At 37.1% G+C, this 12545-nt stretch carries 8 protein-coding genes, 1 tRNA gene and 1 pseudogene; 8 read left to right on the top strand and 2 right to left on the bottom strand.

Annotated elements, in window-relative coordinates; all coding sequences use genetic code 11:
- Positions 1 to 161 precede the first annotated feature (161 nt).
- The 5 genes from HMPREF3230_RS05565 to HMPREF3230_RS05545 all read left to right on the top strand — a co-directional run bounded on the left by HMPREF3230_RS05565 (position 162) and on the right by HMPREF3230_RS05545 (position 5739).
- Entirely contained in the window at positions 162 to 1586 is a 1425-nt protein-coding gene (locus tag HMPREF3230_RS05565) for an alpha-L-fucosidase (protein WP_075523922.1), read from the top strand.
- A gap of 552 nt (positions 1587 to 2138) precedes the next feature.
- Positions 2139 to 3476 (top strand): carbohydrate ABC transporter substrate-binding protein, encoded by a 1338-nt coding sequence (locus HMPREF3230_RS05560; RefSeq protein WP_075523921.1) that lies wholly within the window; start codon positions 2139 to 2141, stop codon positions 3474 to 3476.
- Positions 3477 to 3767: 291 nt separating this feature from the next.
- Positions 3768 to 4652: a carbohydrate ABC transporter permease gene (locus HMPREF3230_RS05555; protein ID WP_075523951.1), complete on the top strand. Its 885-nt coding sequence runs from the start codon at positions 3768 to 3770 to the stop codon at positions 4650 to 4652.
- Positions 4653 to 4666: 14 nt separating this feature from the next.
- Positions 4667 to 5563, top strand: a complete 897-nt coding sequence (locus tag HMPREF3230_RS05550) for a carbohydrate ABC transporter permease (RefSeq protein ID WP_082266310.1) — start codon at positions 4667 to 4669, stop codon at positions 5561 to 5563.
- Positions 5560 to 5739, top strand: coding sequence for a DUF6903 family protein (locus tag HMPREF3230_RS05545; RefSeq protein ID WP_075523920.1), 180 nt, complete (start codon positions 5560 to 5562; stop codon positions 5737 to 5739). The genes HMPREF3230_RS05550 and HMPREF3230_RS05545 overlap by 4 nt, the downstream gene beginning before the upstream one ends.
- 364 nt (positions 5740 to 6103) lie before the next feature.
- Here HMPREF3230_RS05545 and HMPREF3230_RS05540 read toward each other — a convergent pair.
- Both HMPREF3230_RS05540 and HMPREF3230_RS05535 read right to left on the bottom strand, forming a co-directional pair.
- Positions 6104 to 6176 (bottom strand) — tRNA-Lys (locus tag HMPREF3230_RS05540).
- Positions 6177 to 6303: 127 nt separating this feature from the next.
- Positions 6304 to 6537 carry a glutaredoxin domain-containing protein gene (locus HMPREF3230_RS05535; RefSeq protein ID WP_075523949.1) on the bottom strand — a complete coding sequence of 78 codons (234 nt, stop codon included), beginning with the start codon at positions 6535 to 6537 and terminating at the stop codon, positions 6304 to 6306.
- 484 nt (positions 6538 to 7021) lie between these two features.
- Between HMPREF3230_RS05535 and ftsY the strand changes: the two genes are divergently transcribed.
- From ftsY to dnaB, 3 genes and pseudogenes are all read left to right on the top strand, one after another.
- The gene (gene ftsY, locus HMPREF3230_RS05530; RefSeq protein WP_082266319.1) at positions 7022 to 8215 is read left to right on the top strand and encodes a signal recognition particle-docking protein FtsY; all 1194 of its coding nucleotides are present in this window, start codon (positions 7022 to 7024) and stop codon (positions 8213 to 8215) included.
- Positions 8216 to 8499: 284 nt separating this feature from the next.
- Positions 8500 to 10084, top strand: a pseudogene (locus HMPREF3230_RS05525) (ammonium transporter); the annotation flags it as partial.
- Between the two features lie 884 nt (positions 10085 to 10968).
- Positions 10969 to 12339: a replicative DNA helicase gene (gene dnaB, locus HMPREF3230_RS05520; protein ID WP_075523919.1), complete on the top strand. Its 1371-nt coding sequence runs from the start codon at positions 10969 to 10971 to the stop codon at positions 12337 to 12339.
- The last annotated feature ends 206 nt before the right edge of the window (positions 12340 to 12545 follow it).

The raw sequence follows: 12545 nt of genomic DNA, 5'->3' as shown, positions 1-12545 counted from the left end.
TAGGGGTGGAAGATTTGCTCTTATAGCAGTCTTCTGCCCCTTATTATCATTTATCAAAGTTGAAAATTAAAAATGTGTACTTTTATTTACTCTTTGCTAACATATGTACAATTTGTTATTCAATGTAATGTTGCGTTGATGTGAATAAGAATGGTGTAATTATGAATAAAAATTATCTTGCAAACGTGAAACCTACTGCGCGACAGATTGCTTGGCAGAGCATGGAAATGTATGGTTTTATACATTTTGGCATGAATACTATGACTAATCGAGAATGGGGATTAGGTCATGAGGATCCATCTTTATTTAATCCAGATAAGATCAATGTAGATCAGTGGCTTGATGCTTTGAAATCTGCTGGAATGACAGGAGTGATCCTTACATGCAAACATCATGACGGATTCTGCTTGTGGCCATCTGCATATACAAAACATACGTTACAGTATTCTCCATTTAAGAATGGTAAAGGTGATATAGTTCGTGAAGTTAGTGAGTCTGCTCGCAAGCATCATATGAAATTTGGAATATATCTTTCACCATGGGATAGAACTGAAAAATCATATGGAACTGGTAAAGCGTATAACGATTTTTACATAAATCAGCTTGTAGAGTTATTAACTAGTTATGGACCTATTTTCTCTGTTTGGCTTGATGGTGCTTGTGGTGAAGGTGAAAATGGCAAAACGCAGGCTTATGATTGGCAGCGTATTTATGACACTATTCGCGCGCTTCAACCTGAAGCTGTTATTAGCGTTTGCGGGCCAGATGTTAGATGGTGTGGTAATGAGGCTGGTCATGCTAGAGCTAATGAGTGGAGTGTGTTGCCTACTGAATTGCGCAGTGCTGAAACAGTTGCGTCAAAATCTCAAAAAGCTGATGATGGTGAGTTTTCTCGACAGTTTTCTTCTACTGATGAGGATTTAGGTTCTATAAAAGTGTTGGATTCTTATGAAGGATCATTATGCTGGTATCCTGCAGAAGTTGATACGTCTATTCGTAAAGGATGGTTTTATCACGAAAGTGATGATGATACTGTTCGCAGCGCTGACGAGCTATTCGATATATGGTGTAAGTCGGTAGGAGGTAATTCTACACTTTTGTTGAATGTTCCGCCAAATTCTCATGGATTGATTGCTGACGTTGATGTTAAAGTTTTACAAGAGTTTGGTCAGAAGATTTCTGATTTTAATAAACGAGCGTTGCGTGATAGTAAGGAAGTGAAGATTAGTGTAGAAAATCCTACAGATTACGAAGGTGATCTTCAAGCTTTACTTAATCGCAATCAAGAAGAAGTTTTTTGTTGTAATAAGCCAATAGGGTTGTTTATTGAATTTTCTAATCCTTTAATAATAGATGCTCTTGTTCTTGAAGAAGATATAAGAAGAGGTCAGCATATTGAAAAAGTAAAGATTAGTATTACTGATGTAGATGGTGTAGAACATTGCGTTAGTGAAGTTGAGTCTGTAGGGTATCGCAGAATTATTCGCTTCAGTGCGATTTATGCTGCATCATTGCGAGTTCGTATAACTGATATTCGTCAATATTTTGCTCTTAAATCTTGCTATCCTGTTTTAGCTAAATATTAGGTTCGTTTTATGTGAGCTTTAGCTAAATCTTAGGTAGCTTTAGGTGTGTCTTAGCTAAGTTTCACGTGAATCTTATATAAAACTTAGCTGACTATCATCTAAAATTTATATAAAACTTAGTTAAACTTTATCTAAGCGTGTTGCAAAAAATACTAGTAGTTTTTATTACTTGTTTTTGCAAAAATATTTATAACATAATGGGCTGCTTACATAATCAACGAGCAGTCCATTGTACTATTTTTCGTATATGTAGTTTTAGAAATTCTATAATGTCCATATTTAGTATAGGTCAACACTATATACGTTTTTATAATTGGATACATAAGCTGTGAATAACATCTTGTATTTTTCGTATTTAGTACGCGAATGTCATCCTTTATGAATGCTTATTTTTGCCCTTATATTAAAGATTATTAAAACTTTTGAAAATTTTATTTGTTTTTTTGGAAACATAGTGTACAATTAAAGATGTGTGAGGAAGCACATAACAAAACGTCGATCAGTTGAAGCAAGGTTGCTAGACCGTTTCGGCATAAATAGGAGGTTACAAGAATGTCTTGTTTTAACAAACTAACGCGTCTTGTTGCAGCATTGGGCGCTGGCGCGATGTTACTTGGTGTTGGTGCTTGCGGTGGCGGTAGTTCAACTGGTGCCAACGGTAAAGTAACACTTAAGTTCGCTGCTTTTGAAGGCGGATACGGTTCTCAGATTTACAAAGATGTTGTAAAGGAATATGAGAAGCTTAATCCAAATGTAAAGATTGATTTAGTCACTTCTAAGAAGATTGAAGACGAAATCACTCCAGGTATGAAGGCTGGAAATTATCCTGATATCGTTGAGCTTGGTCAAGGTTCTACTTCTGGATTAACAGAAACTTTGTTAAAGGATAAGGCTCTTGAGAAGTTGAATGACGTTCTGGATATCAAAGTTCCTGGAGAAAGCAAAACTGTTAAAGAGAAGCTTGTTGATGGTGTGATTGGTTTGTATACAAACCCTTATGGAAATTCTGATACATACCTTATGCCTATGTATTACTCGCCATCTGGCTTAGTGTACAACAAGGCTTTGCTTGAAAAGAATGGTTGGAAAGTTCCAACAACTTGGGATGAAATGTTTAAGCTTGGTGACGAAGCTAAAGCAAAGGGCATCTCGCTGTTCACATATCCTACAGCTGGATACTTTGATGCATTCTTCAACGCTCTCATCGCTGATGTTGGCGGTCCAGACTTCTTCAAGGATGTTATGACTTATAAGAAGGATGTTTGGAAGACAGATAAGGCACAGAAAGTACTTTCTATTGCCAACAAGCTTGTTACTGAGTACTTGAATCCAAATACCGTAGGTTATGCAAATGCACAAGATTTCACTAAGAATCAGCAGTCTATTTTGGATGGAAAGTCACTGTTCATGCCAAATGGAACTTGGATTGTTAATGAGATGAAGGATGCTCCTCGTATGGATGGATTCAAGTGGGGCTTCGCTCCAGTTCCAACCTTAAGCAAGGATGCAACTCGTTATATCAATACCACTATTGAAGCTGTTTGGATTCCTTCTAAGGCAAAGCATAAGGAAGAAGCTAAGAAGTTCATGGCGTTCTTGTATTCCGACAAGGCTGCTGATATCTTCGTTAAGACCGGTGCTGTACAGCCAATTAAGGGTATGCCAGAAAAGGTCAGTGAAGATATGAAGCTCTTCTATGATGCATACAATGAGCCTAATGTTAAGGCTGTTTCCGGTTCATTCTCTACTACAGCTTCTGTAGAAGGTAAGAACATTAAGGAAGATTTGTATAACACGGTTGATTCTATTGCATCCAAGCAAAAGACTTTGAAGCAGTGGATTGATCAAATTAATGATACAAGTAATGCTTTGAATGCTGCTGCAAAGTAGTAAGTTCGTCCGTTTAAGCATGTGAATTTAATTCACCTAGTATAAGGCGGGCACTCGGCAGTTACCGCTGTGGGTGCTCGCCTTTACTTGAAAATTGATTAGATTCATGCGTTTATAATGTTGATTATTCAGACTTTATAAATAGTGACTTACAAAGGATAACAAAGTTGTTGTGATTGCTTGTCAGTATGTGTAGTAAAGTTTTATCTATTTTTTACAAAAAAGGAACGTATGATGTTAAGTCTTAAGCAATCGTTGGGGAGCTTGACTAAAAAAGGTGTGACCACTGATTTGGACAAAAAACGCGCGCGGTTTGGTCTTTTGTGCTCGTTGCCTACAGCAATTCTATTGTTAATATTCATTTTTATACCTGCAATAAATATTTTCCGAATGTCTGTATATAAGTGGAGTGGGTACTCTGACGATAAAAAATTTGTTGGTTTTGCCAATTTCCAAAAACTTTTTACAGATATGAATTTTGTACACGTATTCCAAAATACGGTTTTGCTATTGGTGGTAGTCACTTCGATTACGTTGCCGTTAGCTGTTATTTTTGCGGCAATACTTATGCAAAATCGTATTATAGGTAGTAGTCTTATACGCTTTATCTTATATGTGCCTGCAGTTCTTTCAATCGTAGTTGTAGCAGCTATCTTCTCATCAATTTATGATCAGAAATATGGCTTATTAAATGGTTTGCTTGGCTTGTTCCATTTGGATTCTTTGCAACAAGTATGGTTAGGTAATCAGAGGATTGTAATTTATTCTATTGGATTCGCTATGTTGTGGCAGTCATTAGGCTATTACATGGTTATGTATATGTCTTCAATGGCTGGAATTGATCCGCAAGTATACGAGGCTGCGCGTATTGATGGCGCTAGTAAAACAAGGCAATTATTCTCAATTACAATTCCTCTTATTTGGCAGAATTTGCGTACAACGCTGACGTTCTTTATCTTAAGCTCTGTTAATTTGAGCTTCGTTCTTGTGATGGCTTTGACCAATGGCGGTCCTGATAACGCATCGCAAGTTTTGCTTGGGTACATGTATTCGCAAGCATATAGCAATTCTGCATACGGTTACGGTATGGCAATTGGAGTAGTTATCTTCGTGTTTAGCTTTGTTGTATCGATGATTGTGAACATGGTTACGAAGAGTGAAGTGCTCCAGCATTAAAGAAGGTGTGGATTATGAAGTCTTTTATTAGTCGTGCAAGTCGCGGTAATGGTAGTAAGTGGGGATTTAGTCGAATTGTTGGGCAAATAGTTTTAACTATAGCTGCGTTAAGTATTGCTATACCAACTATTTGGGTGTTTATTGCTTCGTTCAAAGATAAAAGTGAATTTTATGGAAGCCCTTGGGATTTGCCAAAAAGTATACATTGGCAAAATTATGTGGATGCTTTCGTAGATGCTCATTTAGGACAGTACTTTGGTACTTCGGTAATCGTAACAGTATTAGCGATGATATTAGTTTTGATTATTGCATTACCATGTTCGTATGCTTTAGCTAGATTTAACTTTCCTGGTAAGCGTTTGCTAAAAATAGCTGTCCAATGCGGATTGTTTATTAACGCGAATTACATCATTGTTCCTATATTCTTAATGCTTGTTGGAGCAGATAAGCTTGTTATGGAATTTTTGCCAGAGGGTATTTTCTTAGACAACATATTTGTGTTGGCTCTTGTATACGCTGTAATGTCTTTGCCGTTTACAATATTCCTTTTGCAAGATTACTTTGCGTCAATCCCTAAAGCTTATGAAGAAGCTGCAATGATTGATGGTGCTTCACAATTTAAGATTATGGTTCGTGTATTCTTCCCTATGGCAAAGCCTGCAATCGCAATGTCTATGTTGTTCAACTTCTTAAGCTATTGGAATGATTATATTATTGCTATGACTTTGATGACTGGTAAGAATCGTACTGTTCAGGTTGGTTTGTTAAATCTTATGCAAACTCAGAAGGCATCTACGAATTATGGTCGTTTATATGCTGGCATGGTTATTGTGATGGTTCCTGTTCTTATATTCTATGCAATCGTGCAAAAGCGTTTGCTTGAAACCTCAAATATGGGAGGTATCAAATGAGTGAGAAATTGAAAAATGCTCTAATTATTGCAGGTAAAATAATCCTATATTTGGTATTTGTTGTACTAACAATTATTGGTGTAGGAAAAATAGGATGGTTTAATCTTTGCTTAGAGCTGATTGGCTTGTTGGGAATTATTGGCATGTTGTGGTGGTATAACTTGCGCAATAAGTAATAAGTGGATCGGTTAGTAGGTTAGTAAGTAAATAATTAACCATTGTGATAATTAACCATTGTAATAATTAAAGTTTTATAGACAATATTGGCTTGCAATTGATTTGACTAAGTATTTAGATAAATATTTAGTCAGGTATTGCAAGCCAATATTTTTATTATGCGTGTTTTGCGTATTGATTAGTGTTTTGCATATTGCTTACTGTTTTGTGTTCACAGTGTAGTGTTGTTCAAGTGTTTATAATTGCTTGATCGTGTGAAGCAGAATTTTATTAGTGCTGATGTGAAATAGCATGAAACTTGTGATTATAAGCAAAAAATCTTAAGCGAAACACGATGAAATGTTTGCTTAAGATTTCACAAAGTGCCCCCTGTGGGACTCGAACCCACAACCCACGACTTAAAAGGACGCTGCTCTGCCAATTGAGCTAAAGGGGCAACAAATGAAAAGTATACTATATTTGAAAGACTAAGTAAATGTAGAAAATTTCCGCGTGTTGATTTGAAAATACATATAACTTATAAACTTAATCTTTGATTATTACTGTTTTTGTGTTTATTTCATTTATTTTAGAGAATCCAATTTTTCTTTAATTTGTATTGCAGATGGTTCAACCATAAACGAGTTATCTGGAAAAGTTACTACAGGAATATGTTTTTGACCACTAATTTCTATTGCTTTTTCTTCTGCACCTTCTTCAGATTCAATATCGTGCCATACAAATTCAGCACCATATCTGTTAAGAGCAGATTTAGCTCTGATGCAATCTCCACACCAATCTGCTCCATATACGTGAATTTGTAATTTGTTTGCTTGGCTTGACGCGTCTGTGTCATATGTTTTTGCGGTGTTGTTCTTCTCGAAGTCGCTCGTGCAAAAATCCATTTTTTCTCCTTACTGTTTTAATGCTGTGAATTATTTTAAGCAATAAGTGTATATAAGCGTATAAGTGTATATAAGTAGTTAATTTTAGAAAACTCATTTAACTAGGTGAAGTTTTGAGTCTTGTTTTAATCCTGTTTAAGTCTTGTTTAATCTCAAAATGATTCGTTTTAAGCAAATGTTTAATATAGTAAATTATTGTTTATAATGTGAAAAAGTAATAAAAAAATTATTATTTTATGTTGTCTATGCACTTTTAGTTTCATATGCTTAATATATGTTTAATTTGGTTAGTTTGTTCGCACTTTTTTCTAGTGAATTTGTAATTCCTGCAATTTTAGTAGCACTTTTTATTGTAATTTTTGTTATTTATATACTTTATTCGAAGAATAAAAAGAATGTGAGTAACAAGAGTGTTCGTGATAGCATCGAATCGCAATCTATTCCTGAATCCGATTTATGTAGCTCTAGTAGTGAATCTAGTGAATCTGAAGAATCTAGTGAATCTGAAGAATCTAGTGAATCTGAAGAACCTGATTCTAGCAGTGAAACTGATGCAGCTGAGGAATCCAATGTAACTAGTGAATCTCAAGAAAGCGACGAATCAGGTATAGCTTACGCGAGTGATGAAAGTGATGAAATAGAGGAAAAGCCTAAGGATCTTCCTCAATCTCTTTCTTCTCGTATTCAGCGTTTGCGCGCTAGGCTTTCAAATAGTAAAAATCCTTTTGGACGCGCGTTATTTACGATTTTAAGTAAAGATCATATTGCAGAATCTGATTGGGAAGAAGTTGAAGATACTTTACTTTTAGCAGATGTTGGAGCTCAAGCAAGTGAAGAACTTGTGGAATCTTTGCGAAAAGATGCGCGGATTACCGGAGTTTCGAATCCTGATGACGTGCGGTCATCTTTGCGTTCAAGGCTTTTAGAACTTGTAGGTGAGAAAACTGATCGGCGTTTGAATGTTGATAAATCAGATTCTAATCATCCGAGTGTAATCATGATGGTTGGAGTTAATGGCACGGGTAAAACTACGACAGCTGGGAAGTTGGCTCGTTTATTTGTGTCTGAGAATCATTCCGTAATTCTCGCTGCTGCAGATACGTTCCGTGCTGCTGCTGCAGATCAGCTTTCAACTTGGGCAAGTGCTGTTAATGTACCTGTTGTTCGTTCTTATAAAGATGGTGCTGACCCTGCTTCCGTAGCTTTTGATGCAGCTGAGCAAGCTAGTAAATCTAATGTTGACGTGTTGATAGTGGATACTGCTGGCCGTTTGCAAAATAAGTCAAACTTGATGGATGAGCTTGGAAAGATTCGCAGAGTTATAGAGAAGACTGTTCCTGTTGATGAAGTATTGCTTGTTCTTGATGCAACTACTGGTCAAAATGGAATGGCTCAAGCCAAAGTATTTGCTGAAGCTATCGGTATAACAGGTGTAGTTTTAACTAAACTTGATGGTTCTGCTAAAGGTGGAATTGTGATTTCCGTTCAAAAAGAACTTGGTGTGCCTGTAAAACTCGTTGGTTTAGGTGAAGGACCGGATGATTTAGCTCCGTTTGAACCAGAAAGTTTTGTAGACGGAATACTTTCGTAATATTTATGTTGTTATGTAGATTTAAGTATAAAATTTTTTCATGAGCATACTTTTGTGAATTAACGATTTTTGTACGCATATGGCGATTTAGCGCATTCGCTGACTATAACGAGTATTGCGAATGTAATGAATTTGGCGAATTTGACAAATTTGACAAAGTTACTATTGCATGAATGTGTGAATATGTTCAGATTTTAGTTGTCTGTTTGTTTTACGGGTACAATAAATATAGATGTTAAATACAAAATTGTAAGTTGCATAAAATCAAATAATTGAGGTGATATATGACCGCAATAGATCCGCAGTTAGCGTTATTGGCTGCAGCATTGGTATTTATTATTACTCCTGGTATTGCGCTTTTCTACGGAGGGCGCGAGAAAGCAACTTCTATGATTAACATGATGATGCTTTCTGCTGGAGCAGTCGCTGTAACAACTATTGTATGGACGTTATGGGGTTGGTCACTTGCGTTTGCGGGAAAAGATATGTTGGGTGGGATTTTTGGAGATCCTATGAGCGGTCTGCTATTCCGTGATTCCATGGTGTCAGACAGTGGGATATTTACATCTATGGATGTTGGCTCTGGTATTGCAAATGAACTCCCTGCAGCTTTTAGATTGGCGTGTGCTATTGTAGCTGTTTCTTTGATTACTGGAGCGCTCGCAGGTCGTGTTCGTTATGCGATTTGGCTTATATTTGTGGCAGTCTGGATTACACTAGTATTCTCTCCTCTTATGCATATGGTGTATGGTGGTGGTTTGCTTTCTGCTAAGGGCGCTATTTCGCAAGCTTTAGGAGTTTCTATCCATGATTTTGCTGGTGGTTCAACTCTTAATTTAGCTGCTGCTGTTTCAGCTTTAGCAATCGTGTTTATTATTGGCGGTCATGCGAAGTTCCCTTTGAAGCGTTTTATTCTTCACGCAAAAGGTGTATTTTCTGTTTCTTCTCATGCAAGTTCTGCTGCAAAGAGCGAAGCAAATAGTAAAAATCATAGTAAAGGGAAATTAGAGCAAGCATTGTGGAATGATGTTGCTCGTTCTAATGGTAATCATGCTGCAAATGATAGTTTTACAAAAGATATTTCTGAAGGTTCGTTATCTGATGCTAATTCTATGAGTGAAGAGTCTTTAGTTGGAGCGCGACAGCCTCACAATGTTCCTTTTATTATGCTTGGAATTTTTATCATTTGGTTTGGCTGGCTTGGCTTAATGATTGGTTCTTCTATGGGAGTTCCTGGAGCTGCAGTTTATTCTTGGATTAGTTCAACTATTACAGCTTCTGCTTCAATGCTTGCATGGGGAGTTACTGAGCGTTTACGTTTTGGGCGCTTTACAGCTTTAGGTTCGGCTTCTGGCGTTATGGCTGGTCTTGCTGCAAGTTCTGCATCTGCTAATGTTATTGCTCCTTTATGGGCGCTTTTACTTGGTGTGTTCGTTGGTGTTGTAACGTCATTAGTTTCCTACTCGCATGTTTTTGCTCGTTATGATGGTGCTTTGCATGTAGTTAGTGTTAATGGCGTTGCTGCAATTATTGGTTTGCTTGCAGTCGGATTGTTTGCTGATGGCAAAGGTCTTCTTGTTGTTGGAGATTGGCATCAGCTTGTTGCGCAAATTTGCTTAATTTGCATTGTAATTTTATATGCTGGAGTTATTACGGCAGTACTGGCTTTTGCTTTGGAAAAACTATTTGGTTGGCGTATATCTGAAGCTAAAGAACGTAAAGGTGTTGATTTGGCAGATCAAGGCGAGCGCGCTTATGATTTTTCTTCTATAGTTCAAGCTCGTTCTGGTGCTGTTGTTGAAGTTTCAGATGCTACTCAAGGCAAAACTCAAATGGCGGTTTTAACGCCTGTTTCTTTGGACGTGGATGATGTTTCATCTGAAAGTTCTTCTACGGAACTTGAGCAATCTAAAGTGGATTCTGTGCTTGATTCTGATATCAGTGAGTTAAATATTGATGCTAATAAAGCAAATGAAGATGCAATGGAATCTGGTGAATTGGAATCTGGTGAATTAGAATCTGACTTTGCTAACAAATTAGATGAAGATCCGTCTGTTGATTCGTCTGTTGATTCTTCAGCTAATAGTGTTGATTCAGTAAATCTTGATTCGTTAGATGATAGCTCAGATAAGCATGACGAAGTTAGTGAAGGTGTTGATTCTTCTGTGAGTGATTCTGATGCGAATAGCTCTGATAGCTCTAATAATTCGGATAACTCTGGTTCTGGGGCTGGTTCTGAGAGCTCGTCGCGCAGTCGTCGTCGAAAGCGCAAATAGTCTGGAATATAAGCCAAAGCGAATAAAAGATCTAATTAGATTAAGTTATAGCCATCGATTTCTTGTTGAAGTCGGTGGCTTTTATTTTTCAATGTTTTTAATTGGAAATCTTATATGTTTTAATTTTTCGACACGCACGGAGTGTGTAATGTGGATAAAAAATGAAGTTATCCACATATTGGGCGTTTCTATGTGGATATCTAATGAAGTTATCCACATATTGGGGATAAAAGTGTGTATAACTTGCGAATAACTTTTTTCAAATTTTCTTCTATTTGTATTTTTCAGGAATTTGTGTTATGCATTTCAGGCATCTTTATTTGTCAATAAATGTATAGCTTGCTTCTCGCGCGTAATACTTGCACACGTTTATACTCGTTTTTATAAAAAGTAATGCATAGTATCTTTATATGCAATGTAAATTGCGAATAAGTGTCTATCGCTTTCAATAACAGCATTGTGAGGTATGTTAGTAGTATGAGTCAGGATTCTTCATCCTCAGATAATCGTAATGTATTTGATCGTATTCCTCCGCACGATGCAGATGCTGAAATGGCTGTTCTCGGCGGCATGCTTATGAGTAAAGATGCTATAGGTGAAGTTTCGCAAGATCTAGAAACTTCGGATTTTTATCTTCCTCAACATCAGACTATTTATGATGCGATTATCACTCTTTTTTCTGCATCTCAGCCTGTGGATTCCGTTCTTGTTGCCAACGAACTACTGAAAAATGGTGATTTGGAAAAGGTTGGCGGTGCAGATTATTTGCACAGTTTAGTCGCTTCAGTTCCTACTGCTGCAAACGCCACATATTATGCGAATATAGTGCATCAAAACGCTATTTTGCGTAACGTAATTACAGCAGGTACAAAAATAGCTCAAATGGGTTATTCTGCGAATGGTTCTGTTGCTGAAGATATTGTTAATCTTGCTCAGGCAGAAGTATATGAGATGAGCACTGGGCGAGTTCATCAAGATTATGTGTCTATCGGTTCTGTGTTAGAAACTACGTTAAATCAGATTGATGATCTTCAAACTAATGGCATATCTAGCGGTATTCCTACAGGGTTTAGAGATATCGATAACGTAACTCAAGGTTTGCAACCTGGGCAGATGATTGTTGTAGCTGGTAGGCCTGCTATGGGTAAGTCTACGCTCGGAGTCGATTTTGCTCGTTCTGCTGCGTTGCATCATAATATGACATCTATTATTTTCTCTTTGGAAATGAGCAAAATTGAGTTAGCTCAACGTATTATTGCTGCTGAAACAAATATACCGTTAACTGCTTTACGTCATCCTGAAGAAATTACTTCTGATCGATGGGCAAAGCTTAATAGTTTTTGGGATATGATGAAGGATTCACCATTATTTATTGACGATAGTCCTAATATGAGTTTAATGGAAATTCGTGCAAAATGTCGTCGTCTAAAGCAGACTAATGATTTGAAATTAGTTGTAATTGACTACTTGCAGCTGATGAGTTCTGGCAAGCGCGTGGAAAGCCGCCAGCAAGAGGTTTCTGATTTTTCTCGAGCGTTAAAGTTATTAGCAAAAGAGCTTGAAGTGCCGGTTGTTGCGTTAAGTCAGCTGAATCGTGGACCTGAAATGAGAAATGATAAAAAACCTCAACTTTCAGATTTGCGCGAATCTGGGTCTATTGAGCAGGATGCAGACGTTGTGTTTTTAGTACACCGTCCTGATTTTTATAATAAGGAAGAACGCCCAGGTGAGGCCGATATTATTATGGCAAAGCATCGTAACGGCCCTACAGACACATTTAAACTTGCTTTTCGTGGAATTAACTCTAAGTTTGAAGATATGGCTCAAGAGCAATCTCAGCCTATGTGAGTTTGCTTGTGTGAGTTTGCATATGTGAGTTTGTTTGTGTGAGTTTTGAGAAACATTGCGGAGTGTTCGCTTAACATTGATGCTTAATATAAAAGCCTGCTGAATTTTGCAAAATTATTGCGATAATCAGCAGGCTATTTCTAGTTTTGACTAGTTTTTTTAGTTTTTAGTTTTTGATAAATTTGCTTAGCGTCTGACTAGTTTTG

Origin of the sequence: Gardnerella vaginalis (genome assembly GCF_001563665.1) — a bacterium.
Taxonomy (GTDB): domain Bacteria; phylum Actinomycetota; class Actinomycetes; order Actinomycetales; family Bifidobacteriaceae; genus Bifidobacterium; species Bifidobacterium vaginale_A.
The sequence above is the reverse complement of the archived record's forward strand: the minus strand, read 5'-3'. Positions and strand labels throughout refer to the sequence as shown.